Source organism: Streptomyces physcomitrii (assembly GCF_012273655.1).
Classification (GTDB): domain Bacteria; phylum Actinomycetota; class Actinomycetes; order Streptomycetales; family Streptomycetaceae; genus Streptomyces; species Streptomyces physcomitrii.
On the sequence record NZ_JAAWWP010000036.1, the window covers coordinates 1 to 25,063 of the forward strand.

At 73.5% G+C, this 25,063-nt stretch carries 19 protein-coding genes and 1 pseudogene; 7 read left to right on the plus strand and 13 right to left on the minus strand.

Translation table 11 applies throughout. The features are described 5' to 3' along the window. The 8 genes and pseudogenes from HFV08_RS30305 to HFV08_RS30340 all read right to left on the minus strand — a co-directional run. Positions 1–127, minus strand: a pseudogene (locus HFV08_RS30305) (flavodoxin-dependent (E)-4-hydroxy-3-methylbut-2-enyl-diphosphate synthase); the annotation flags it as partial. Between the two features lie 120 nt (positions 128–247). Next, positions 248–1,552 (minus strand): M50 family metallopeptidase, encoded by a 1,305-nt coding sequence (locus HFV08_RS30310; protein WP_168543771.1) that lies wholly within the window; start codon positions 1,550–1,552, stop codon positions 248–250. Continuing rightward, complete coding sequence (gene dxr, locus HFV08_RS30315; RefSeq protein WP_040247668.1) at positions 1,549–2,799, minus strand: 1-deoxy-D-xylulose-5-phosphate reductoisomerase; 1,251 nt, start codon at positions 2,797–2,799, stop codon at positions 1,549–1,551. Before dxr ends, HFV08_RS30310 begins: the two co-directional genes overlap by 4 nt. Positions 2,800–2,882: 83 nt before the next feature. Next, the gene (locus HFV08_RS30320) at positions 2,883–3,728 is read right to left on the minus strand and encodes a GNAT family N-acetyltransferase (protein ID WP_168543772.1); all 846 of its coding nucleotides are present in this window, start codon (positions 3,726–3,728) and stop codon (positions 2,883–2,885) included. A gap of 55 nt (positions 3,729–3,783) precedes the next feature. After that, positions 3,784–5,751 (minus strand): acyl-CoA dehydrogenase family protein, encoded by a 1,968-nt coding sequence (locus HFV08_RS30325; protein WP_168543773.1) that lies wholly within the window; start codon positions 5,749–5,751, stop codon positions 3,784–3,786. A 226-nt stretch (positions 5,752–5,977) separates the two neighbouring features. Continuing rightward, the gene (locus HFV08_RS30330) at positions 5,978–7,432 is read right to left on the minus strand and encodes an aldehyde dehydrogenase family protein (protein ID WP_168543798.1); all 1,455 of its coding nucleotides are present in this window, start codon (positions 7,430–7,432) and stop codon (positions 5,978–5,980) included. A 298-nt stretch (positions 7,433–7,730) separates the two neighbouring features. Beyond that, positions 7,731–9,353: a PucR family transcriptional regulator gene (locus HFV08_RS30335; protein ID WP_168543774.1), complete on the minus strand. Its 1,623-nt coding sequence runs from the start codon at positions 9,351–9,353 to the stop codon at positions 7,731–7,733. 218 nt (positions 9,354–9,571) lie between these two features. Further along, positions 9,572–11,968, minus strand: a complete 2,397-nt coding sequence (locus HFV08_RS30340) for a type IV secretory system conjugative DNA transfer family protein (protein WP_168543775.1) — start codon at positions 11,966–11,968, stop codon at positions 9,572–9,574. Positions 11,969–12,206: 238 nt separating this feature from the next. Here HFV08_RS30340 and gabT point away from each other — a divergent pair, with 238 nt between their 5' ends. Then, entirely contained in the window at positions 12,207–13,541 is a 1,335-nt protein-coding gene (gabT, locus tag HFV08_RS30345; RefSeq protein ID WP_168543776.1) for a 4-aminobutyrate--2-oxoglutarate transaminase, read from the plus strand. Between the two features lie 463 nt (positions 13,542–14,004). After that, a complete protein-coding gene (locus HFV08_RS32010; RefSeq protein ID WP_312885892.1) occupies positions 14,005–14,547 on the plus strand; it encodes a phosphatase PAP2 family protein in 543 nt (180 codons plus the stop codon). Between the two features lie 115 nt (positions 14,548–14,662). Here HFV08_RS32010 and HFV08_RS30355 read toward each other — a convergent pair whose 3' ends face one another. Further along, complete coding sequence (locus HFV08_RS30355) at positions 14,663–15,112, minus strand: hypothetical protein (protein WP_168543778.1); 450 nt, start codon at positions 15,110–15,112, stop codon at positions 14,663–14,665. A 200-nt stretch (positions 15,113–15,312) separates the two neighbouring features. On the opposite strand from HFV08_RS30355, the gene ybiA reads away from it, so the two are divergent. Beyond that, complete coding sequence (gene ybiA, locus HFV08_RS30360; RefSeq protein WP_168543779.1) at positions 15,313–15,924, plus strand: riboflavin biosynthesis intermediates N-glycosidase; 612 nt, start codon at positions 15,313–15,315, stop codon at positions 15,922–15,924. Positions 15,925–16,034: 110 nt separating this feature from the next. Here ybiA and HFV08_RS30365 read toward each other — a convergent pair whose 3' ends face one another. Both HFV08_RS30365 and HFV08_RS31235 read right to left on the minus strand, forming a co-directional pair. Further along, positions 16,035–16,949, minus strand: a complete 915-nt coding sequence (locus tag HFV08_RS30365; protein WP_312885893.1) for a S1 family peptidase — start codon at positions 16,947–16,949, stop codon at positions 16,035–16,037. Positions 16,950–17,522: 573 nt separating this feature from the next. Then, complete coding sequence (locus HFV08_RS31235; protein WP_246342198.1) at positions 17,523–18,590, minus strand: DUF4190 domain-containing protein; 1,068 nt, start codon at positions 18,588–18,590, stop codon at positions 17,523–17,525. A gap of 140 nt (positions 18,591–18,730) precedes the next feature. Between HFV08_RS31235 and HFV08_RS30380 the strand changes: the two genes are divergently transcribed. From HFV08_RS30380 to HFV08_RS30390, 3 genes are all read left to right on the plus strand, one after another. After that, entirely contained in the window at positions 18,731–19,762 is a 1,032-nt protein-coding gene (locus HFV08_RS30380; RefSeq protein WP_168543780.1) for an adenosine deaminase, read from the plus strand. Between the two features lie 35 nt (positions 19,763–19,797). Further along, complete coding sequence (locus HFV08_RS30385; RefSeq protein WP_168543781.1) at positions 19,798–20,490, plus strand: glycerophosphodiester phosphodiesterase; 693 nt, start codon at positions 19,798–19,800, stop codon at positions 20,488–20,490. Positions 20,491–20,633: 143 nt separating this feature from the next. Next, positions 20,634–21,668 carry a LysR family transcriptional regulator gene (locus tag HFV08_RS30390; protein WP_168543782.1) on the plus strand — a complete coding sequence of 345 codons (1,035 nt, stop codon included), beginning with the start codon at positions 20,634–20,636 and terminating at the stop codon, positions 21,666–21,668. 70 nt (positions 21,669–21,738) lie between these two features. Here the strand turns inward: HFV08_RS30390 and HFV08_RS30395 are convergent, their stop codons facing one another. Continuing rightward, positions 21,739–22,482, minus strand: coding sequence for a S1 family peptidase (locus tag HFV08_RS30395; protein ID WP_168543783.1), 744 nt, complete (start codon positions 22,480–22,482; stop codon positions 21,739–21,741). A gap of 248 nt (positions 22,483–22,730) precedes the next feature. On the opposite strand from HFV08_RS30395, the gene snpA reads away from it, so the two are divergent. Next, entirely contained in the window at positions 22,731–23,381 is a 651-nt protein-coding gene (gene snpA, locus HFV08_RS30400) for a snapalysin (RefSeq protein WP_168543784.1), read from the plus strand. A gap of 64 nt (positions 23,382–23,445) precedes the next feature. Here the strand turns inward: snpA and HFV08_RS30405 are convergent, their stop codons facing one another. Next, positions 23,446–24,900 carry a gamma-aminobutyraldehyde dehydrogenase gene (locus tag HFV08_RS30405; RefSeq protein WP_168543785.1) on the minus strand — a complete coding sequence of 485 codons (1,455 nt, stop codon included), beginning with the start codon at positions 24,898–24,900 and terminating at the stop codon, positions 23,446–23,448. Positions 24,901–25,063 lie beyond the last annotated feature (163 nt).

Consider the following 25,063-nt stretch of genomic DNA (forward strand, 5'->3'; position numbering starts at 1 on the left):
TCATCGACTGGACCGAGACAGGAGCGTCCCCGCCCACCGCCACGGTACCCACCTGGATCTGGCGGCTCTTACGCCGCTCAGCCAGCCTGGTCGGAACGGACGGAATACCGAGAGAAACCGCGGTCATGTGCTGTGCAACCCCAAGGTCTGGATCGAGGTCCCGCATCAGCGGGCTGCGGCCTTTGAGATTACCCGCTGCACGGGCCCCGGCGAGCAGCCGCAGGGGCCCGGCGCGCGGGGGTACGGGTCAGGAGATGCGTACCGGGTTCACCAGGTCGGCGATGAGCACCAGGATCGTGAAGCAGACGAAGATGCCCGCGACCACATAGGCGACCGGCATGAGCTTCGCCACGTCGAAGGGGCCCGGGTCGGGCCGCTTGAAGACGCGTGCCGTGTGGCGGCGTACGGCCTCCCAGAGGGCGCCCGCGATATGGCCGCCGTCCAGCGGCAGCAGCGGGAGCATGTTGAACAGGAAGAGCGAGAGGTTGAAGCCCGCGACCAGGAACAGCATCATCGCGATCTGGTTCTCCGGCGGGATGTCCAGGGTGAAGACCTCGCCGCCGACCCGGGCGGCGCCCACCACGCCCATCGGGGAGTCCTGTTCGCGGTCCCCGTCGCCGAAGGCCGCGTCCCACAGGGCGGGGATCTTGGAGGGCAGCGCTATCAGCGACTCGACGCCGTTCTCCATCATGTCGCCCATGCGGTCCACGGAGTCCCCGAAGCCCTGCTGGACGATGCCGGAGGCGGGCGTGAAGCCGAGGAAGCCCGCGTAGACGTACTTGCCCTCGACGTAGCCGCCGTTGCCGTCGGTCTTGCTCACCTGGTTGCGGATCAGGTGGGCCTGGAGCACCTGCTGCCTGCCGTCGCGCTCGACGGTGAGGGTGACGTCCTTGCCGGGGTTGGCGCGGATCTCGTCCTGGAGGGTGCCCCAGTCGTCGACCTCGCGCCCGTCGAAGGCGACGATCTTGTCGCCCGCCTGGAGACCGGCGGCCTTGGCGGGGGCGGCGGCGTCGCCCTTCTGGCAGGTGGTGCGGTTCTCGCTCTGCTCGATGACGCAGTCGGAGACCTTGCCGACCGAGGTGGTCTGGGTCTGCACCCCGAAGGTCATCATCACGCCGAGGAAGATCGCGACGGCGAGGATCAGGTTCATGAAGGGGCCCGCGAACATCACGATCACGCGCTTCCAGGGCTTGCGCGTGTAGAAGAGGCGGCTCTCGTCGCCGGGCTGCAGTTCCTCGAAGGCGGCCGAGCGGGCGTCCTCGATCATGCCGCGCCAGGGCGAGGTGGAGCGGGCCTCCATCCGGCCGTCGGGCCCCGGCGGGAACATGCCGATCATGCGGATGTAGCCGCCGAGCGGGATGGCCTTGACGCCGTACTCGGTGTCGCCCTTCTTGCGGGAGAAGACCGTCGGCCCGAAGCCGACCATGTACTGCGGCACCCGGATCCCGAACATCTTCGCCGTGGACAGGTGCCCCAGCTCGTGCCAGGCGATGGAGACGAGCAGGCCGATCGCGAAGACGACTATCCCGAGGATCATCATCAGTGCCGTCATACGTGGTCCTCAGCAATCGCCTGCTCGGTCAGTTCGCGGGCCCGCGCCCGCGCCCAGGTCTCCGCTTCGAGGACGTCCCGGACGGTCAGGGAGGTTCCCGCGGCCGGTGCGCCGTGCTCGGCGACGACCTCGGTGACAGTCTCCATGATGCCGTTGAAGGGCAGTGAGCCCTTCAGGAAGGCGTCCACGCACTCCTCGTTCGCCGCGTTGAACACCGCGGGCGCGGTGCCCCCCAGGGAGCCTACGTGCCGGGCGAGACCGACCGCGGGGAAGGCCTCGGTGTCCAGCGGGAAGAACTCCCAGGTCGAGGCGCGGCTCCAGTCGAAGGCGGGGGCGGCGTCGGGCACTCGCTGGGGCCAGCCGAGGCCGATGGCGATGGGGCCGCGCATATCGGGCGGGGTGGCCTGGGCGAGCGTGGAGCCGTCGGTGAACTCGACCATGGAGTGGACGTACGACTGCGGGTGGACGACCACCTCGATCCGCTCGAAGGGGATGTCGTAGAGCAGGTGCGCCTCGATGACCTCCAGGCCCTTGTTGACCAGGGTCGCGGAGTTGACGGTGATGACCGGGCCCATCGCCCAGGTGGGGTGGGCGAGCGCGTCCTTCGGGGTGACATCGGCCAGTTCGGCCTTGCTGCGTCCGCGGAAGGGGCCCCCGGAGGCGGTGACCACGAGCTTGCGCACATCGGCCCGGGTCCCGGCGGCCAGCGCCTGGAAGAGGGCGGCGTGCTCGGAGTCGACGGGGATGATCTGGCCGGGCTTGGCGAGGGCCTTGACCAGCGGCCCGCCGACGATCAGGGATTCCTTGTTGGCGAGCGCCAGGGTGCGGCCCGCCTCCAGGGCGGCCAGGGTCGGCGCGAGGCCGATGGAGCCGGTGATGCCGTTGAGCACCGTGTGGCAGGCGGAGGCGGCGAGTTCGGTGGCCGCCTCGGGCCCGGCGAGGATCTCGGGCAGCGGCTGACCGGCGTACCGCGCGGACAGCGCCTCGCGCAGCGCGGGTACGGCCTCCTCGCGGGCGACGGCGACGGTGCGCACCCGCAGCCGGTGGGCCTGCTCGGCGAGCAGGTCGACCCTGCCGCCCGCGGCCGAGAGCCCGGTGACCCGGAAGAGGTCGGGATTGCGCAGCACGAGGTCGATGGCCTGGGTGCCGATCGAGCCGGTCGAGCCGAGGATGACGATGTCCCGGTGTCCGTCCACGGGGTCGTAGACGAGATGCGGGTCCGCGAGTGAGGCAGGGCTGTCGCTCATGTCTCCATTGTGGCCGGTGGGTCGGCGCGCGGGGACAGCGCTCCCTGGGATGTCACCCTTTCCTGACATTCGGCGGCACAGCTTCAGCCGGGGCCCGCGCCCTTCACCGCTCCCGCGCCCGGCGGTACGGGCCCTCGGCCGCCCGGAGTCCACACGTACGGGGTGGTCGTGGTCACCGCCGTCAGGCCGAGCCGGCCGAGGATGGGGGCGCTGTCCTCGGAGGCGTCGACGTAGAGGTGGCGCACGCCGCGCTCGGCCGCGAGGCGGGCGCGGTGGGCGATCAGCGCGCGGTAGACGCCGCGGCCGCGCCAGGCGGCGAGCGTGGAGCCACCCCACAGCCCGCCGAAGTCGCTGCCGGGGTTCAGGACCAGCCAGGCGGCGCTGACCATCCGGTTCCCGGCCTCGGCGGCGAGTACGGCGATGCTCTCCGGACCGGCGGCGATCCGCCCGGCGAGGTCCTCGGCGAGCCAGCCGAAGTCCTCCTGCCACACCTCGCTCTGCAGGGCGGCGACGCGTTCCAGGTCGGCCCGGTCCTCGACCTGACGGATGCTCAGCTCGGGGCCGAGCCGCACGGTGGTGGCGGCGAGGGCCGCGGACTCGCCGATGACGACCGTCTCGCGCTCCTCGGGTACGAACCCGGCCGCCCGCAGCCGCTCGGGGAGGTCCTCCGGGAGGTCGTGCCCGCGGGTCTTCCACTCCACGGCCTCGCCACGCGCGGCCCAGAACTCCCGCTGCCGGGCGATGAGTTCGTCGAGCGCCGCGCCGCGCAGGCCGAGGTCGCGGGGTCCGGTGATCAGGCCCCGGTGGCCGCCGGTGACCCGGGTGAGCGGGCCGTCGCAGGTCACCTCGCGGCCGGGGCCCGGGGTGCTGACGCCCCGCAGCCGGGCGTCGTAGGCGGCGCGGAGTTCTTCGATGAGTGCGTCGGTCACGCCCTCACCGTCCGCGCCGCCCGCCCGGGGCGCAACGGGTTTTCGCGCCCTCCGCTCAGCGGACCTTGCGGTGGACGTTCTCCTTCTGGGAGGGGCCGGGGGTGGCGTCGGCGATCCAGGGGCCCTCGCCGCTGGGGTCGATCACGCCCTCCTCCAGCCAGGTGTAGGCGCCGCCCATCAGGGACTTGACGAGTTTGCCGTCGATGTCGTCGGTGTTGGTCCACAGCCGGGCGAAGAGCTCGTCGGTGCGGATCCGGGACTGGCGGCAGAAGACGTCGGCGAGCTGGTAGGCCTCCTTGCCGTGCTCCCCGCGGCTGCGCAGGAGTTCGGCGCGTACGCAGGCGGCGCTCATCGCGAAGAGTTCGGCGCCGATGTCCACCACCCGGCCGAGGAAGCCCTGTTTGGTCTCCATCCGGCCCTGCCAGCGGGACATGGCGTAGAAGGTGGAGCGGGCGAGCTTGCGGGAGGCGCGTTCCACGTACCGCAGGTGGTGCGCCAGGTCGGAGTGCCCGCTGGGGTGGAACTCCTGGTAGCTGCTGGGCAGTTGGCCGGGTCCCGCGACCAGCTTGGGCAGCCAGCGGGCGTAGAAGCCGCCCGCCCTGGCGCCCGCCTTCGCCTTGTCGCCGAGGCTCTTCTCCGGGTCGATGAGGTCGCCCGCGACCGAGAGGTGGGCGTCGACGGCCTCCCGGGCGATCAGCAGGTGCATGATCTCGGTGGAGCCCTCGAAGATGCGGTTGATCCGCAGGTCGCGCAGCAACTGCTCGGCGGGGACGGCGCGTTCGCCGCGGGCCGCGAGGGACTCGGCGGTCTCGAAGCCGCGTCCGCCGCGGATCTGGACGAGTTCGTCGGCCATCAGACAGGCCATCTCGGAGCCGTAGAGCTTGGCGAGCGCGGCCTCGATGCGGATGTCGTTGCGGTCCTCGTCGGCCATCTGCGAGGAGAGGTCGAGGACGGCCTCCAGGGCGAAGGTGGTCGCGGCGAGGAAGGACAGCTTCGCGGAGACGGCCTCGTGCCGGGCCACCGGGCGGCCCCACTGCTCGCGCACCCCGGACCACTCGCGGGCGATCTTCAGGGCCCACTTGCCCGCCCCGGCGCACATCGCGGGCAGCGAGAGGCGTCCGGTGTTCAGCGTGGTCAGCGCGATCTTCAGTCCGGCGCCCTCGGGGCCGATGCGGTGGGCGGCCGGGACGCGCACCCGGTGGAAGCGGGTCACGCCGTTCTCCAGGCCGCGCAGGCCCATGAAGGCGTTGCGGTTCTCCACCGTGATGCCCTCGGAGTCGGCCTCGACCACGAAGGCGGTGATGCCGCCCTGGTGGCCCTCGGAGGCGGGCACCCGGGCCATCACCACCAGGAGGTCGGCGATGACGCCGTTGGTGGTCCACAGCTTCACCCCGTCCAGGAGGTAGCCGTCCTCGCCGTCGGGTTCGGCGGTGGTGGCGAGCCGGGCCGGGTCGGAGCCGACGTCCGGTTCGGTGAGCAGGAAGGCGGAGATGTCGGTGCGCGCGCAGCGCGGCAGGAAGGCCTGCTTCTGCTCCTCGGTGCCGAACATCTTCACCGGCTGCGGTACGCCGATGGACTGGTGCGCCGAGAGCAGCGCGCCGACCGCGGGGCTGGCGGAGCCGACCAGGGCGAGCGCCTTGTTGTAGTAGACCTGGGTCAGGCCCAGGCCGCCGTACTCGGGCGAGATCTTCATGCCGAGGGCGCCGAGGTCCTTCAGGCCCGAGAGCACCTCGTCCGGGATGCGGGCCTCGCGCTCGATCCGGGCCGAGTCGATCTTGGTCTCGCAGAACTCCCGCAGCTTGGCGAGGAAGGCCTCGCCGCGGCGGGCGTCCTCCTCGGCGGGTACCGGGTGCGGGTGCACCAGGTCGAGGCGGAAGCGGCCGAGGAAGAGCTCCTTGGCGAAACTGGGCTTGCGCCAGTCCGCCTCGCGGGCGGCCTCGGCCACCTCGCGCGCCTCCCGCTCGGTGACGGTCGGCCCGGTGGCGGACGTGGAGGGGGTAGGAGGTGTGGTTGCTGCGGTCATGCTGGCTCACCTCGCCGCGAGTCGGCTGGCCGGGAGCGGGCCCGGAACGCGGCCGCTCTCCGCTGACGGTGCTACCCCGTCGTATCTACCCCGTGATGCCGGACCTCACCAGATTTGCCGGGGCGTTCGGCCGAGTGGCCCGCGCGGAACAGGCGGCGACGGCGGCGGCCGGACTCCCGGGGGAGGTCCGGCCGCCGCCGTCGTACGGGTCCGTGGGACCGCCTGCTCAGAGGTCGAGGCCCGTCAGGACCATCACCCGCTCGTAGGTGTAGTCGTCCATGGCGAAGCGGACGCCCTCGCGTCCGACGCCGGACTGCTTCACGCCGCCGTAGGGCATCTGGTCGGCGCGGTAGGAGGGGACGTCGCCGATGATCACGCCGCCCACCTCCAGGGCGCGGTGGGCGCGGAAGGCGGCCTGCACGTCATGGGTGAACACCCCTGCCTGGAGGCCGTACTTGGAGTCGTTGACCGCGGCGAAGGCGGCCTCCTCGGAGTCGGCGGACTGGAGGGTGAGCACCGGTCCGAAGGCCTCCTCGCAGGAGAGGGTGACCTCGGCGGGGACCTCGGCGAGCACGGTCGGGGCGTAGCCGGCGCCGTCCCGCTTGCCGCCGGTGAGCAGCTTCGCCCCGGCCGCGATGGCCTCCTCGACCCAGCTCTCGACCCGCTTGGCGGCGTCCTCGCTGACCAGCGGGCCGACGTCGGTGGCGTCGTCCGCGGGGTCGCCGGTGACCTGGGCGGCGACCGCGGCCACGATCCGGGGCACCAGGCGCTCGTAGAGCGAGGCGTCGGCGATGACGCGCTGCACGGAGATGCAGGACTGGCCGCCCTGGTAGTTGGCGAAGGCGGCGATCCGGGTGGCCGCCCAGTCGAGGTCCTGCTCGCTCGCCCAGTCGCCGAGGACGACGGCGGCGCCGTTGCCGCCCAGCTCCAGGGTGCAGTGCTTGCGCGGCACCGAGTCCATGATCTGGAAGCCGACCTTGTCGGAGCCGGTGAAGGAGATGACCGGCAGCCGCTCGTCCTGGACCAGGGCGGGCATCCGCTCGTTGGGCACCGGCAGCACCGACCAGGAGCCGGCGGGCAGTTCGGTCTCGGAGAGCAGTTCGCCGAGCAGCAGTCCGGACAGCGGGGTGGCGGGCGCGGGCTTGAGGATGATCGGGGTGCCGACCGCGAGCGCGGGGGCGATCTTGTGCGCGCACAGGTTCAGCGGGAAGTTGAACGGGGCGATGCCGAGGACCACGCCCTTGGGGAAGCGGCGGGTGAAGGCGAGGCGTCCGGCGCCGCCCGCGTCGGTGTCCAGGCGCTGGGCCTCGCCGCCGTTGAACCGGCGGGCCTCCTCGGCGGCGAAGCGGAAGACCGACACGGCGCGGCCGACCTCGCCGCGGGCCCACTTCATCGGCTTGCCGTTCTCGGCGGAGATCAGCCGGGCGATCTCCTCGGTGCGCTCCACCAGGCGGCGCGAGACATGGTCCAGGGCCGCGGCCCGGACATGCGCCGGGGTGGCGGCGAACTCCTCGCGTACGGCGTAGGCGGCGGCGAGCGCCTCCTCGACCTCGGCCTCGGTGGGCACGGCGGCCCGGCCGACGAGGCGGCCGTCCCAGGGGGAGGTCACCTCGAGGACGTCCTCGCCGGCGGTCCGGCGTCCGGCCAGCCAGAAGGCGTGGGTGGCTGCCTGGTTCTCCATCTCGGACACCGGCCCTTTCCTCAAGTCGTGGTGTCGGTCCGTCCTGCGGTCGGTCCGTGGTGCTGACGGTGCTGACGGTGCGTCGCGCCGGTCGTGCGGTGCTCGCGGTGCGCGCCGCCCGGCCCCGGGGGCGGGGCGGCTGTGCCTCCACCGTAGGGGCGCCGGGAAGTACGGGGGTTTGTCCTGTGCGTAGGAGTGGCCCCCGGCTCTTCGACGGATTGGCAGGGGCGCCCGGCGGGGGCGTACGCGGCGTACGCGCCCCAGGATCCCGGCGGCTCGGCCCCGGGCGGCCGGGCCGTCACTGCTCCGGCGCGGCCGTCGTCTTCAGCGCGAGCCACAGCTCCATCCGCACGTCCGGGTCGTCCAGGGAGCGGCCGAGGATCTCCTCGACCCGGCGCATCCGGTAGCGCAGGGTGTGCCGGTGCACGCCGAGGTCGGCGGCGGCCGCGTCCCACTGCCCGTGCCGGGAGAGCCAGGCGCGCAGCGAGGCGACCAGATCGCCGCGGCCGGTCGCGTCGTGCTCGTGCAGGGCGCGCAGGAGTCCGTCGGCGAAGGCCCGTACGGCGTCGTCGGCGAGCAGCGGCAGGACCGAGCCCGCGGCGACCTCCTCGTGCTCGACCAGGCAGCGGCCCCGGCGGCGGGCGACCGAGAGCGCCTGCTCGGCCTGCTTGTAGGCGGAGGCGGCGGCGATGGGTCCGGCGGGCGCGGAGAGCCCGGCCACCAGGGTCTCCTCCGAGGCGTCCCCCGGGTGCTCGCCCTCGCGGGCGCGGTCGAGCGCCGCGGCGTGGTCGGCGCAGGCGGCGACGGCCGCCCCGCCGTCCACGGTGAGCAGCACCAGGCGCTCCCCCTCGGGCACCACGAGCAGCGACTCCCCGGCGCGAGCCGCGGCGGACTCCATGGTGTCCCGCAGCGCGCTGAGCGGTTCGGTGAGGGGCGCGCCGCCCCGGCGGGCGCCCGCGCGTGCGCTCTCCGCGCGGCCCCCGCTCACCGGCTCGGCGATGATCAGCCGGAAGGGCGCGTCGAGCAGCGAGCCATAGAGGTCCCCCGCGACCGCCCTGGCGTGGTCGGGTTCGCCCGCCAGCAGCATCCGCAGGACCGCCGCGCCGAGCCGCTGCTCGGCCCGGTGCAGCGAGCGGGAGCGCTCGGTGGTGAGGGTGAGCAGGGCGATGGCGGCGTGCACCGCGTAGCGCTCGGCGGTGCCGAGCGTCCCCGCGGTGCCGACGGCGAGCGCGGCGCGCGGCAGCCGCCCGGCGCCCAGGGTGTGCAGTTCGGTGCGGTCCCCGGCGCCGCCGATCACGGCGCTGGCCGGGGCCGGTCGCTCGCGCAGCCGCTCCACGTCGGGGGTGAGCCGGGCCGCGCGCCGCTGCGCCCAGTCGGGGGCGGCGGCGACCACGGTGCCGGCGGCGTCGTAGAGCGCGGCCCAGCCGTCGACCTGGGCGGCGAGGGCGGCGAGCAGCCCCTCGGGGCCGCGCTGCATGGCCTGCTTGGTCAGCTCGCGCTGGGCGGCGAAGCCCGCCGTCACGGCGCGGTACTGGTCGGCGGCGATGGCCGCGGAGACCGCCTTGCTGATCGCCAGGAAGGGGGTGCGCCGGGGCACCGCGAGCAGCGGCAGCCCCTCCTCGGTGGCGGCCTCAAGGAGCGCGGCCGGGATGTCCGCGTAGTGCACCCCGACGGCGAAGCCGAGGCCCGCGACGCGGGCGCCGGTCAGCCGCTTCACGTAACGGCGCATGGCGGCCGGGTCCTCCGCGTCGAGCTTGAGCGCGGTGATCAGGAGCAGTTCACCGCCCTCCATGTACGGGACGGGGTCGGCGAGTTCGCTCGCGTGGGCCCACCGGACGGGGGTGTCGAGGCGGTCCTCGCCGGCGCGCACGGTGAGTTTCAGCGCGGTGTGCTGGACGAGCGAGGCGAGCGTCGGAGGCATAAGCCCTTCTGATCTGTGCTGCGTCGGGGATGAGCAGGCGGCCAGGAGGCATTGCGCCATGAACATTTTGCCGCTGCGTATGAACGACTGCTGTCGATTCTGCCTCACTGTATGAGCACGCGTGTACGTCCCGGTACGGTTTGCTGCCGAGCGCCGGTCCTTCGCTTCCGCACCACAGCCTTCACAGAGCCCTCACCTCGCGCTCCGGGTGCGCGGACTCAGCTCCGCAGGTCCACCAGGAGCGGATCGGCCCGCGTCCCGTCCACGGTGGTGACGGAGAGCACCGCGTGGCCCGGCGGCACCTCCTGCGCCAGCTCGGAGGCGGACCAGTGGTCGCGCTCGACCTGCCGTACGGTCACCGCGTCCGTGGTGACCTCCTTGCCGGTGGCCAGCCTGCGCAGCGCGTGCAGGGCCCGGGTCAGCGGCTGGTCGGCGAAGACGGTGTGCTTGGCGACCTCGCGGGTCTCCACCCACTTGGTGCCCCAGGCGGCGGCGAACCCCCGGCCGTCCCAGGTGGTCACCCCGGAGAAGGCCGCCCGGCAGCCGACCGCCCCGTGCAGCGGACCGTGCAGCGGCTCCGGCACCTCGCTCATGCTGCGCAGGGCGAGGACCACCCCGGCGTGGGCCGCCCGCAGCCGGTGCAGGGCGCCGACGGTGTCCCGGCTCAGGGTCCGGCCGGCGTCGTCGAGGACCAGGCAGGCGAAGTGGCCGGGCGCCGCGCGGTCGGCGGTGACCGCGAGGAACTGCGCGAGGACCAGGCGGGCGAGCAGCCGCGCGGCCTCCTCGTGCGGCCGGCCCGGCAGTTCGATGCGCACCCGCAGCGGATGCCGGGCCACGGCGCGCAGCGACAGCGGCCCGCTGCCGCCGCCGGTGGCGAAGAAGTCGGCGAAGGCCGGGCGGTCGAGCAGGCCGAGCCGGTCGGCGAGGGCGGGCGCCGGGTCGGTGGCACCGCCCGCCTGACGCGACCGGGCCTCCAGCTCGCGCAGCATCGCCTGCTGCCCGGCCGCCGCGAGCGCCTCGCGCAGCGGGTCGAGGGTCCCGGGCAGCCCCTGGAGCAGTTCGCACAGTTCGGGTACGGGCGGGAAGTGGCCGTGCACCGCGCGGTAGGGGCCGAGCAGCTGGGCGAGCGCGGTGGCCGCGCGCCGGGTGTCCACCGACTCCAGGTCGCCGACCAGGCCCTCGGCGAGGAAGGCGGCGGCCTCGTCGGGGTCGGCGGTGCCCGCGTACAGGTCGAGGTCGTGGGCGGAGGCGGGGTTGCCCGGCTTGACCACCACGTCGAAGGCCTCGTCGGGCCCGAGCGGCACCCCGGCCGCGCCGACCGCGATCACCGCGCAGCCGCCGGTCAGCGCCTGCAGGGTGAGCGCCTCGACCACCGGGCGCACCAGGTGCCGGGTCTTGCCCGCGCCGGGCGGCCCGACCGCGAGCAGTGAGGTGCCGAGGACCGCGGGGTCCAGGGCGGCCCCGGCGCCCCGGCTCTGGGCCTCGTTGCGCTCGTCGTCCACGCAGGCGCCGAGGCGCACCTGCCCGGTGAGCAGATCGTGCCGGGCGCTGCGGCCGGGGACGTCGCGGTCGCCGGAGGGGTGGGTGAAGGCGGCGGCGCCCTCGCGCAGCACGGTGTCCGCGAACTCCTTCACCCGCCCCGGGTCCCGCCGCGCCGTGTCCCAGGCCCGCCGGATCCGGGCGCAGTCCACGTCGTTCATCCGCCCGGCGCGCAGCTCCGCGGCGAGGAGTTCGGCGGCCTGGTGCTGACCGGCCTCGCGCAGCTCGGGCCACTCGGCGGCGGCCACCGCGGGCGGGCCGGCGGCGAGCGGCGCGGACCCCGGCTGCCCGCCCCGGGCGGCGAGCGTACGCACCAGCCCCGGCCAGTCCCCCAGCTTCATGAAGGGCCAGAGCACGGCCAGCGTGATGAGCGTGTAGACGCTGTACGTGAGGAACTGCGAGCGGAACATCTCCTCGCCGAAGACCAGGCTCAGCAGGCTGAGCACCGGATACACCAGCGGGATCTCGTAGTTCCAGATCAGCAGCAGCAGACCGGTGGCGAGCAGCGCCGAGGCCAGCGCCCGGCCGGGCTGGGGCCGCTCCTCGACGAAGAACCGCAGGGCGGCACGCCAGTTCCCGATCCGCCCGAAGCCGAAGACGAGGAGCGCGAAGACGGCCCCGCTGTACACGTCCAGGGCGTAGGAGCCGTCGAGGCCGACCGGGGCCGTCGTACCGCTGTGGAACCAGTCGTTCGGCGTGAACACCCGCAGCAGGGCGAACTGGTACGGGATGTCGCCGTCCTGCCAGAGCGACCACAGCAGGGCGCCGGAGAGGAAGGAGATGAGCATGCTGATCAGCAGCGGGCGGCTGAGGCCGGACCGCTCCTCGGCCTTCGGCGCGGGCCGTACGTACCCCTGCCGCCACAGCCCGGGCGCCGCGTCCGGCCGCGGCGCGTCCAGCCACTCCCGGGTCCCGCCGCGGGTCCCGGGCGCCTGTCCGGGGACCGGCGGCGCGGCGGGCGGCGGGGGTGCGGCGGGGGCGGGCGGCGCCGAGGGGGGCGGGCCCGCCGGGCGCGGCACCGGGTGCGGCCGGATGCCGCGCGCGTCCTGTGTGCCGTCACTGCCGTCGGTGTGCATGGCCTGTGCCCCCTGACCAGCCGGTCTCCTGAGTCCGCTGGTCAATCTAGTGCCCGCGGCAAGGGAGTTCACCGCATACGCGGCCGGGGCGCCCGGCGGCAGCCGCCTTCCGGCCATGTCCACGGCGGACAATCGCCCCCGCGAAAAACGCCCCACTGGAGCATGCCCAGGGTGCGGGCCCGGCCCTAGCCTGCGAAGAAAGCAGAGAAAGCCCCCGCAAATCCCCCAGGAGCCCCTCATGACCGCAGTCCCGCAGGAGCGCCGCCTCGTCACCGCCATCCCCGGTCCCAAGTCGCAGGAACTCCAGGCCCGGCGCAGTGCCGCGGTCGCCGCGGGCGTGGGCTCGGTGCTGCCCGTGTTCGCCGCCCGGGCCGCGGGCGGCATCGTCGAGGACGTGGACGGCAACCGCCTCATCGACTTCGGCTCCGGCATCGCCGTCACCTCGGTGGGCTCCAGCGCCGAGGCCGTGGTCCGCCGCGCCTCCGCGCAGCTCAGCGACTTCACCCACACGTGTTTCATGGTCACGCCCTACGAGGGGTACGTGGCCGTCGCCGAGGCCCTCGCGGAGGTGACCCCGGGCGACCACGCGAAGAAGTCGGCCCTGTTCAACTCCGGCGCCGAGGCCGTCGAGAACGCCGTCAAGATCGCCCGCTCGTACACCAAGCGGCAGGCCGTCGTCGTCTTCGACCACGGCTACCACGGCCGGACCAACCTCACGATGGCGCTGACCGCGAAGAACATGCCGTACAAGAACGGCTTCGGTCCCTTCGCCCCGGAGATCTACCGGGTGCCGGTGGCCTACGGCTACCGCTGGCCGACGGGTCCGGAGAACTGCGGGCCGGAGGCGGCCGCGCAGGCCGTCGACCAGATCAGCAAGCAGATCGGCGCGGAGAACGTCGCCGCGCTCGTCATCGAGCCGGTGCTCGGCGAGGGCGGCTTCATCGAGCCCGCGAAGGGCTTCCTGCCGGCGCTGCGGAAGTTCGCCACCGAGAACGGCATCGTCTTCGTCGCCGACGAGATCCAGTCCGGTTTCTGCCGTACCGGCCAGTGGTTCGCCTGCGAGGACGAGGGCATCGTGCCCGACCTGATCACCACCGCCAAGGGCATCGCGGGCGGACTGCCGCTCGCCGCGGTGACCGGCCGCGCCGAGATCATGGACGCCGCGCACTCCGGCGGCCTCGGCGGCACCTACGGCGGCAACCCGGTGGCCTGCGCCGGTGCGCTCGGCGCCATCGAGACCATGAAGGAGCAGGACCTCGCCGCCCGGGCCCGCCGGATCGAGGAGGTCATGAAGGGCCGTCTGGCGGCCATGCAGGAGAAGTTCGAGATCATCGGCGACGTACGCGGCCGGGGCGCGATGCTCGCCGTCGAGCTGGTCGAGGACCGCGAGGGCAAGGAGCCGAACGCCGCCGCGACGGCCGCGCTCGCCAAGGCCTGCCACAACGCCGGACTCCTCGTGCTGACCTGCGGCACCTACGGCAATGTGCTGCGCTTCCTGCCCCCGCTGGTGATCGGCGAGGACCTGCTGGAGGAGGGCCTGGACATCCTCGAAGAGGCGTTCACACAGCTCTGAGCCCTGCGCCCCGACAACCCCCGGGACCTGCGGAAACCGCACCGGACCCGGGGGTTTCGGCTGTCCTCGGGGCGCTCACTCGGGCAGACTTCACCGCACACAGTGTGAAGAAGGTGTGCGAGCAGCATGGCGGCTTTCCGATGCCCCTGTTGCCCGCCCTGACCCTGGCTTAGGTTTATCGCAGATGAGTGAAACACCACGCTCACAGGGGACTGTGGGCGATGCCGGAGCGTGGCCTCCCCAGCTACGAGACGGCCGTGCCTTCGCGCACGCACCCGGGGCCTCGCGTTCCGGAATTCCTCACCGATCGGACCGCCGCCCGCCCCAAACCCCCCGGGGCGCGCGGCACACCGATCAGGACGGCCGCCTCGGAACCATCCCCCCCGTTCCGGGGCGGCCGTACGCACTTCCGCTCCTTCTCGGGCTGTGCGCCCTCGCCTTCGCCCTGCTGACCTGGCAGGTCGTGAGCGAGGGCCCGCTGCTGCGCGCCGACGAACGGCTCAGCGGCGCCCTCGCGGGGCGGCCTCCGGCGGGCGCGGCCGAGTTCTGCGCGGACCTCGGCAACATGGAGGTCGCCCTCCCGGTCCTGCTCCTCTTCCTCGGCGCGGCCGCCTGGCACGCCCGCCGGGCCGGCCGGCGGCGCCGGTGGCTGCCGCCACTGGCCGCGCTCGCCGCCTTCGCCGCCGTCCCGCTGCTGGTGGTCCCGCTGAAGGCCCTGGTGGACCGGCCGGGCCCGCCCGGCGCCGGCCCGGGCGGCTACTACCCCTCCGGGCACACCGCGACGGCCACCGTGGTCTACGGGATCTGCGCCCTGCTCCTGCTGCCGCTGCTGCGCCGGGCCGCGCGCCGGATCGTGATCGCCCTGTGCGTCCTGGTCAACCTCGGCGTGGGCGGCGGCCTGATGCTCCGCGGCTACCACTGGCCGCTCGACGTGGCCGCCAGCTGGCTGCTCTGCCTGCCGCTGCTCGCCGGGTACGGGTGGCTGACGGCGCGCTCGGGCCGCTGAGAGCGCACGCCCCGGCCGGAGCCGTCAGGGCCCGCCGCTCCTGTCCGTCCCGTCCGTCACGCCTGTCCCGTCCGGCCCGCCTGTCCCGTCCGTCCCGCCTGTCGCGTCCGTTCCGTCAGGTCCCGGTGAGGTCCCCCGCCTCGCGCAGCGCCAGTTCGAGCAGGGCCGGGTCGGTGAGGGTGCCCTCGTCGTCGGGGAGGATCAGCCACCGCATCCCGGTGCCGAGCCGCTCGGGGTGCGGCACCGCGATCCAGGTGCCCGCGCCCGCCCCGCGGATCCCCTCGCCGAACCACCGCCCCGAGGTGCCCGGCGGCACGAAGAAGCCGAGGCGGGCGTCGCCGATCCCGGCGAGCACCGGCCCCGGGCGGTCCGTACAGCGCAGCAGCACGTCGAGGGCGGCACGGCCCAGCGCGCCCGGCACGAGCAGCACGTCCCACCGTGCGCCCGCGGGCAGCAGGACGACCCCGTGCGGGTCCTCCTCCCAGGATCTTCCGCTCTCCTCCGGATCCGGCGCCGCGGACAGCAGCCACTCCACCGCCCCCGAACCTGCCTGCGAGCCAGCCATGCCGGGACACCTGCCCTTCCCTGTTCCCCTGTGGTCCTGCCTGCGCGGTCACTGGAGAGAGGGCGAACGGGGCGGAGCATTACGCGAGTTCGGGAATCCGTCGGTGGCGCGGCGGCGCACGGCCGCCGGTGCCGGGCGCCCCGGCCCGCGCCGTCTCGCGCGCGGGGGCGTTGTCAGTGGCGCCTGGCACACTCACGGTCATGGTGAGGATCGAGGACGGGCTGCACTCCCGTGAGGCGCTGGCGCAGGCGGTGCTCTCGGGCGCCGAGGTGGAGTATCTGCACTTCTGGGGGCACCGGCCCACGGCGGACGGCCGCGTCGGGCGCGGCTGCCTGAGCCAGTGGTGGCCCGCGCCGTTCACCGTGGACGGCGTGGCGTACGCGAGTGCCGAGCACTGGATGATGGCGGGCAAGGCGCGCCTGTTCCGGGACGAGGCGGCCGAGCGGGCGGCCCTCGCGGCCGCCTCGCCCGCCGAGGCGAAGACGGCCGGCCGCCGGGTGCGCGGCTTCGACGAGGCGATATGGGCGCGGCACCGCTTCGGCCTGGTGGTGGAGGGGAGTTTCCACAAGTTCGCGGCCCATCCGGAGCTGGCCGCTTTCCTGCTCGCCACCGGCGAGAAGGTGCTCGTGGAGGCGAGCCCGGTCGACCGGGTCTGGGGCATCGGCCTCGCCGCCGCGGACGAGGCCGCGGGGGATCCCGCCCGCTGGCGGGGCGCCAATCTGCTCGGCTTCGCCCTGATGGTGGCCCGCGAGCGACTGCGCCTGACGACCGGTCGGCAGCATCCCTCCCCCGGCTCACCGGACCGCCCCTGACGGGGCTCCCCGACAGGCGGGGCCCGGCGAACGGTACGGGGGTACGGTCGCCGGGCCCCGCCGAGGCCCCGCCCTGTCCTGGACGGGGCCGAAGTGCCGGTGGTGCGGCCTCAGATGGTGAGGCCGTAGGCGCTGAGCGCCTCCGGGACGGGCTGGTAGAAGGAGGTGCCGCCGGTGCTGCAGTTGCCGGAGCCGCCGGAGATCAGTCCGAGCGCGATGGTGCCCGAGAAGACCGGGCTGCCGCTCGAACCGGGCTCCGAGCAGAGCGTGGTCTGCCCGAGGCCGGAAACCACCTCTCCGTTGCCGTAGTTGACGGTGGCGTTCAGCCCGGTGACCGTCCCGCAGTGCACGCCCGTGGTCCGGTCGTTGGTGGTGCACACCTGCTGGCCGACGGTTGCCTGGCCCGCCCCGGTGATCTGGGTGACGACGCCCGTCGCGTTGCGGACGTCGCTCGGGTGCGGCACGGCGGGGTTCTGGTACCGCACGAGCCCGTAGTCGTTGCCGGGGAAGCTGGACCCGGCGGTCGAGCCGATGTAGACGGTGAGCGCGGGGTCGGCGTACCAGTCCTGGGCGGCCTCGGTGCAGTGACCCGCCGTCAGGAAGTAGTAGTCGCTCCCGCTGTGCACATTGAAACCGGCGGTGCAGCGGGCGCCCGCGCCGTAGACACTGCTGCCGCCCGAGACATGCGGGCGCAGGGTGCCGTCGACCCGTTCCAGGCTGACCGCCTGCGCGTACGGGGCGGTCGCGCGCTTCAGCCGGGCCAGTTCGGCGGCGTCCACGGTGGAGTCGGCGGTGAGGGCGAGGGTGCCGGTGGCCGGGTCGAAGGACCAGGCGGTTCCCGGCACATCGGCTTCCAGGACCGCCTCGGCGGCATGGGCGGCGGCCGCCGCGGTGGGCTCCTCGGCGGCCGAGGCGCCGGTGCCCGGGGTGAGGAAGAAGGCGGCGGTCAGGAGACCGGCGGCGGCGAGGGCCTGGCGGCGCAGGGTGCGGCTCCGGCGGGGCGAGGACGAGCGTCTGAGCTTCACAGGGACCTCCGGGAGGAGAGCGGCCGGACCCGCGGGCAGGGTCTCGGGGCCGCGTGGTCCGTGCCGGTGCGGACGCGCTCTGACATGTATGCGACATGTCCTCGGGAGTATCGAAGCCCCGGCCCACCCGCACAAGGGAGGCAACCGGACAGCCTCAGCCCCCATGTCCCGGGCGGGAAGGGCCACTTCGGGCGTACGGGCGCACGCCTTCCGGCGGAGGACGGCCACTGCACGGGAGGCCCCTTCGCGACACGGGCGGCCATGTCCCGGGCGCGGAAGGCCACTTCACCGCACGAGTGGCCATCTCCCGGTCGCGGAGGCCCACTTCCCGGTACGAACGGACCTCTCCCCGGCGGAGGAGCTCACTTCAGCGCGCGCACACCCACGACCCGGGCGCGGGAGCCCGCTTGAGGCGCCGGACACCGGACGCCGGACGCCGAGGAGACGGCAGAGCCCGAAGTCGGCCGGCCGGGCTCCGGAGGCCCAAGTCTCCGGGCAGGGCAAGGGTCGGGACTAAAGCCCTCAGGCCTCATGCCCGAAGCCCCAGACCTCAGACCCCAGGCCCCAGGCCTCTCAGGAGGCGATCATCACGATCGCCAGGATCGCGGACAGCCCCGCGCCCACCGAGCCGCAGATGATCCCGGCGAGCGCCTGCCCGCCGTTGGTCGCCTCTCCCCTGCTGACCTTGCCGCGCTGGACCGTGCCGAAGACGATCGCCATCACCCCGAGCAGGAGCGCCACCGGCCACATGCAGAACCCGGCGGCGGAGACGATCCCGGTGACCAGCGAGGCGACGCCCATGCCATTGCTCGGCATCGGCACCGACCCGTTCCAGCCGTAGGGCGAGGGCGGGTACGGGGTCCCGGTGTAGGGCGGCATGCCGTACGGCGCGGGGGGCGCACCGTACGGCGGCGGCGCGGCGCCCGGATACCCGTACGCCGCGGGTCCGCCCGGCGCCTGGGGCACCGGCGGCACCGCCTGCTCCGGGGCGGCGAAGGGGTTGGGCGCAGCGAAGGGGTCCGGTGAGGCGAAGCCGCCGGTGCTCGGGGCGGCGGGTGCCCCGCCCGGCACCGAGAAGCCGGACGAGCCCGCCCCGGGCCCGGCGAAGCCGCCGCCGGTACCGAAGTGCTGACCCGAGCCGCCGCTCCCGCCGGCCCCGGCCGGTCCGCCGCCGGGGCCCTGACCGGGTGCGGCCGGGGCCTGCCCCGGACCCCCCTGCCCCGGTCCGCGCGCGACAGGTCCCGCGCCCGACTGCTCGGCCGGGCTCTCCCCGAACGGGAAGGACAGCGAGGTCAGGGTCGGCTGGCTGTGCAGGGAGGTGTCCGGCGGCGGGGTGGCGGCCGGTCCGGGGACCGCGTCGCGCGGGCCCTCGGCCACCGGGGCACCGGAGTCGACCGGGGCGCCGGTATCGGCCGGGGAGTTGCCCCCCGAGCCGGGGCTGCCCGGCGGTGCGTCCTGCGGTTCCCCGGCCGGGACGGTGAAGTCCGGCTGGGTGAGCCCCGCTCCGGATGCCGGATGCGCTCCGGAGGCGGGGTCCGCGCCGGGCCCCGGCGAGTCAGCCCCGGCGGCCGGGGCGTCGAGGTACTCGGGCTTCCCGGGTCCCGCACCCTGGCCCTCGGGTTGCTGCGGTTCCACGGCCATCGGCGGTCCCCTCCACGTAGCGTGCCCGTCATGCTACGTGGCGGCACGCCCGTTTCCGGGGCGGCCTACGATGATCCTCGTACCAGCCGATCAGCCGATCACCCGCGCCCCGTGAAGGGCGCCGCACCACGGAGGACCCCGTGACCGACCTGCACGACTTCATCGCCGACCTGCCCAAGGCAGAGCTCCATGTGCACCATGTCGGCTCGGCATCCCCCCGGATCGTCTCCACCCTGGCGGCCCGGCACCCCGACTCGAAGGTCCCGACCGATCCCGAGGCGCTCGCCGACTACTTCACCTTCACCGACTTCGGGCACTTCATCGAGGTCTACCTGTCGGTGGTGGACCTGGTGCGCACCCCGGAGGACGTCCGGCTGCTCACCTTCGAGGTGGCCCGGGACATGGCGCGGCAGCGGATCCGCTACGCGGAGCTGACGGTCACCCCTTGGTCCTCCACCCGGCGCGGGATCGACGAGCACGCCTTCATGGAGGCGATCGAGGACGCCCGCAAGGCGGCCGAGTCCGAGCTGGGTGTCGTCCTCCGCTGGTGCTTCGACATCCCCGGCGAGGCCGGTCTGGAGGCCGCCGAGGAGACCCTGCGGCTCGCGGTCACGGACTCGCTGCGCCCCGAGGGGCTGGTCTCCTTCGGGCTCGGCGGGCCCGAAGAAGGCGTACCGAGGCCGCAGTTCAAGCGGTACTTCGACAAGGCCAGGGCGGCGGGGCTGCGGTCGGTGCCGCACGCCGGGGAGACGACGGGACCGGAGACGGTCTGGGACGCGCTGGAGCACCTCGGCGCCGAGCGGATCGGCCACGGCACGACGAGCGTCCAGGACCGCCGGCTCCTCGCGCACCTCGCCGAGCACGGCATCCCGCTGGAGGTCTGCCCGACCTCGAACATCGCCACCCGCGCGGTGGCCCGCATCGAGGAGCACCCGCTGCCGCGGATGGTGGAGGCGGGCGTAACGGTCACCATCAACTCGGACGACCCGCCGATGTTCGGCACCGACCTGAACAAGGAGTACGCGGTCGCGGCGAAGCTGCTCGGCCTCGACGAGCGCGGGCTCGCGGAGCTGGCGAAGAACGCGGTGCGCGCCTCCTTCCAGGACCGGGCGGGCAAGGAGCGGCTGCTCACCGAGATCGACACGTACACCGCCGGGCGACTGGCCCCCTGAGCTGCGGCCGGGCCCTCGCCCGGCACAATGGCGGCATGCCGACCGTGACTGCCGTGGCCCACCGCGGGGTGCCCTACCTCGCCCGTGAGAACACCCTGGACTCGCTGCGTCTGGCGCTCGAACTGGGCGCCGACGCCGTGGAGTTCGATGTCCGCCTGACCCGTGACGGGCTGCCCGTCGTGCTGCACGACGCGAGCCTGAAGCGGCTGTGGGGGCACGAGCGGGCGCTGAGGTCGCTCACCGCGAAGGAGGTCGCCGAGCTGACCGGCGGCGGGGTGCCGAGCCTGACCGAGGCCCTGGCGGCGACCGGCGGCGCCCGGGTGATGGTGGACGTACCAGGGGCCACGGCCGCCGATGTGCGCCGGATCGTGGCGGCCGTGCAGGAGGCCGGGGCCGCCGACCGCGCGTACTACACCGCGGCCACCGAGCAGATGCTGCGGGTCCGCGCGGCCGATCCGGCGGCGGAGATCGCGCTGACCTGGACCTCGCTCGCGCCGCCGCGCCCGGGGGTGCTGGCCGCGGTCGCCCCGCGCTGGCTCAACTACCGCTTCGGCCTGGTGGACCGGGACCTGGTGCGGCGGGTGCACGACAACGGGCTGCTCGTCTCGGCGTGGACCCCGGACACCCGGCGGAGCATGCGCCGGCTGCTCGCGGCCGGGGTGGACTCGCTCACCACGAACCGCCTCGACGTCCTCCTCGCGCTCCGCGGGGCGGCGGCCCCGGCCTGAGGCCCCGCGAACTTCTGCCGAAGCCTTTCCGAATTCCCGAGGCCGTCCAATACTGAACGGAACACGTGGAGTTGATTCTCCCGGACGTCTGCCGCCCGGGAGAGGTGGCGGCCGGGGCAGGACGGAAGAGGTCCTCAATGCGAATGGAACTGCGCCACCTCAGAATCCTCTCGCAGGTGGAGGCCTCGGGCAGCATACGGAAAGCGGCGCGGGCGCTGTGCCTGGCCCAGCCCGCATTGACCGCCCAGGTGAAACGTATTGAAAAGGAGCTGGGCGGCGCGGTCTTCACCCGCTCCAGAGACGGCGTCCGATTAACGGAACTCGGCAGATATGTGATTGGCAGCGGCCGGGAACTGCTGGCCGATTTCGATCGGCTGGTCGCGGAGACCTCCGCCCTTGCGCGCCGCACCGCCGGGTCCCGGCCGCTGCGGCTCGCCGCCATGGCCGAACTGGACCTGCCCACGATGCTGACCACCCTCGCCGACCTGCTGCCCTCGGTGAGCGTGGCCACCAGCACGGTGCCCACGCTCACCGAGGGGGCCCGGGCGCTCGGCGCCGGAGAGGTGGACGCGGCTTTGCTGTTCGCTTTTCCCGGGGCCGAATGCAAACTGCCCGAAGAGGTGGGATACCTGGACATCGTCCCGGTGGAACCGGCATTCGTGGCCTTTCCCGCCGATCATCCGCTCGCCGACCGGGCGGAGGTTCCGTTGTGCGAACTGGCCGGGGAATCCTGGATTGCGGCCGATGATCCGGAGGAATGCGGGCGTGAGCGCCTCTTCCACCGGGCCTGTGAACGCAGTGGTTTCGTCCCGCGGATCCGGCACCGCGCGCTCTCCTGCGAGATAGTGCTGCCGCTGGTGCGCCGGGGCGAAGGAGTCGCCCTTGTGCATCCTTTGTGCACCCCGCCGCCCGACATTGTTTTCCGGCCGCTGGCCGGTTCTCCGGTGTCCCGCTCGATTTCCCTGTGCTGGCAGCGGAGTTCGGTGGTCGACGCGCGGATTCCCGTCCTGGTGGAACGCCTGGCGGAGGCCTACCACCTGAAGGTCGGCCGCCGCCCGGTCTACCGCGACTGGTGGCTGGCCCACGAGGGCCCGCTGCGGGCGCGGGTCCCGGAGGGCTCGCCCGCGCCGGCGCCCTGCCTCGAACCCCTCGTGGCCCTCGGCGGCTGCCTCTGCTGAGCGCTGAGCTGCCGCGGCGCACGTGGCAGTGCCCTCGAAGGACGGCACTGCCACGTGCGCGGGGGGTGGCTCAGCGGGTGGCGATGGTGGAGTTGATCCAGCTCTGCACCGCGGTGGTGTCGCTGTATATGGAGTTGGTGTTGCCGCAGGTGGACTCGCCGGGGCCGGAGGCGCCGCGGCTGGTCACGCCGACGAGCTTGCCGCCGACGAGGGCGGGGCCGCCGGAGTCGCCGTAGCAGTCGGTGGCGGTGACGGAGGTGTCGAAGCACAGCTCCCAGGAGCCGTTGATGCCGCCGCACTGGGAGTCGGCGACCAGCTTGGTCCCGAGGGACTTCAGCGAGGGGCTCATCCCGCCGCAGCCGTAGGGCGCGCAGGTCTGGCCGTAGCCGTACTCGGTGACGCTGGAGCCGACGGCGGGGCTGCTGGTCGCCATCGCGAGCGGGGCGCCCGAGACGGACGTGGACAGCTTGTAGAGGCCGAAGTCGTAGCCGCTGTTGTACGAGGGGTGCCGCACCCACTTCGAGGTGCTGACCAGGGTGCCGCCGCTGTTGGTCTTCGCGGAGCCGACGCGGACCTGGGTGGCGCCGCTGCAGTGCCCGGCGGTGATCACCCAGTTGCTCTTGATGAGGGCGGCGCTGCACCACATGCCGTCGCTCTGGTCACCGATGACCGCCGCCCAGGAGGGGGCGTTGGTGACCACGCTGCCGCCGACGATCGGCTGCGGGGCGGCGGTGGCCGCGCCCGTGGTGAGGGCGAGCGCCGCGGCGCTGGTGGCACTGAACACCGCGGCCAGGCCCGCAAGTCTCTTCTTCATGTGATTCCTCTCGCCGGGGCGGATCTCCGCCTGGCCGGGCGCGCTGCCCGGCCGGAATCACTGTGCGCACCCGCGCGCGGGACGAGAAGGTACCGGCCCTATATCGCACTGCTGTCACGGGAGTCGACCACGCGGGCCGGGACGGGAGCGTCCGCGAGGTATCGCCGTCCGATATCTGCCCGGAGCCGTCCGGCTCACCGCAGGATCCCCCTGACCGCTCCACCCCCGCTCAGAATCAGGAGCCCCCCATGCGTACTCGCCGTCCCCTGCTGTCCGCCGCGCTCGGCCTCGGCCTCGCCCTCGGCGGCCTCTCCCTGACCGCCTCCCCCGCGGGCGCCGCCCCGGCACCGGTCGCCACCGACTCGGTCGCCGCGTACGCCGGTTCCGCGGAGAACGCAGCCGCGAACAAGGCCTTCTACGAGGCCGTGCAGCGCTCGGTCGCCGAGAAGCGGGCCGCCAACCCGGGCGCCGCCTCGGTCACCGTCATCTACAACACCTCCAGCGCCCCGAGCTTCCGCACGCAGATCGCGCGCAGCACCTCGATCTGGAACGCCGCGGTGCGCAACGTCCAGCTGCGCGAGGGCAGCAACCCGGACTTCAGATACTACGAAGGCAACGACTCCCGCGGCTCCTACGCCTCCACCGACGGCCACGGGCGCGGCTACATCTTCCTGGACTACGCGCAGAACCAGCAGTACGACTCGACCCGGGTGACCGCCCACGAGACGGGCCATGTGCTCGGCCTGCCGGACCACTACTCGGGCCCGTGCAGCGAGCTGATGTCGGGCGGCGGCCCCGGCACCTCCTGCACCAACTCGCAGCCGAACGCGGCGGAGCGGCAGCGGGTGGACCAGCTGTGGGTGAACGGCGTCGCCCCGGTCGGGGTCGCCGCGCGCTGAGCCCGGTGAAGACCGCGGGCCCCGGACGCTTCCCGCGTCCGGGGCCCGTGTTCCGTGCGGCGGGTCAGTCCAGCGAGGTCATCACATGCTTGACGCGGGTGTAGTCCTCGAAGCCGTAGCCGGAGAGGTCCTTGCCGTAGCCGGACTGCTTGAAGCCGCCGTGCGGCATCTCGGCGACCAGCGGGATGTGCGTGTTGATCCAGACGCAGCCGAAGTCGAGCGCCTTCGACAGGCGCATGGCGCGGGCGTGGTCGCGGGTCCAGACCGAGGAGGCGAGCGCGTAGTCGACGCCGTTGGCGTGCGCGATCGCCTCGTCCTCGTCGCGGAAGGACTGGACGGTGATGACCGGGCCGAAGACCTCCTTCTGGATGATCTCGTCGTCCTGCTGGAGACCGGAGACCACGGTCGGCGCGTAGAAGTAGCCCTTGTCGCCGACGCGTTCGCCGCCCGCCTCGACCTTGGCGTGGGCCGGGAGCCGGTCGATGAACCCGGAGACCTGGGCCAGCTGGTTCGCGTTGTTCAGCGGGCCGAACAGCACGTCCTCGTCGTCGGGCTGCCCCGTCTTGGTGTCCCGGGCGGCCTTGGCGAGGGCCTGGACGAACTCGTCGTGCAGGGACTCGTGGACCAGGACCCGGGTGGCGGCGGTGCAGTCCTGGCCGGCGTTGAAGAATCCGGCGACGCTGATGTCCTCGACGGCCTTGGCGAGGTGCTCGCCGCGGACGTCCTCGAAGACCACCACGGGGGCCTTGCCGCCGAGTTCGAGGTGGACGCGCTTGAGGTCCTTGGAGGCGGACTCGGCGACCTGGGAGCCCGCGCGCACCGAGCCGGTGATGGCGGCCATCGCCGGGACGGGGTGCTCGACCATGGCGCGGCCGGTGTCGCGGTCGCCGCAGACCACGTTGAAGACGCCCTTGGGGACGACCGAGCCGATGATCTCGGCCATCAGCACGGTCGAGGCCGGGGTGGTGTCGGAGGGCTTGAGGACCACGGTGTTGCCCGCGGCGAGCGCCGGGGCGAACTTCCACACGGCCATCATCATCGGGTAGTTCCACGGGGTGACCTGGGCGACGACACCGAGCGGCTCGCGCCGCACCAGCGAGGTCAGGCCCTCCATGTACTCCCCGGCCGAGCGGCCCTCCAGCATCCGCGCGGCGCCCGCGAAGAAGCGGATCTGGTCCACCATCGGCGGGATCTCTTCGGTGCGGGTCAGGCCGATCGGCTTGCCGGTGTTCTCCACCTCGGCGGCGATCAGCTCCTCGGCCCGCTCCTCGAAGGCGTCCGCGATCTTGAGCAGCGCCTTCTGCCGCTCGGCGGGGATCAGGTCCCGCCAGGCGGGGAAGGCCTCGGCGGCGGCCTTCATCGCGGCGTCGATGTCCGCGGCCCCGGAGACCGGCGCGGTCGCGTACGCCTCTCCGGTGACGGGGTTGACGACCTCGGAGGTCCGTCCGTCGGCGGCGTCGCGGAACTCGCCGCCGATGTAGTTGCGAAGCTTGCGCAGCCGACCCGGCTCGGTGGTCACTCCGGCCCTCCTGACGGTGTCCAACGGGTGAGATGTCCACCCTAGCCCGCGGCCCCGTTCCGCGACATAGCCCATGGCCGCGGAAACCGCCCCGGGGCGAACATTTTCCTGGCTGCCCCCGCTTTCGGCGCACAAACACCGCCCGCCGCCCGCTTCCCGTGCA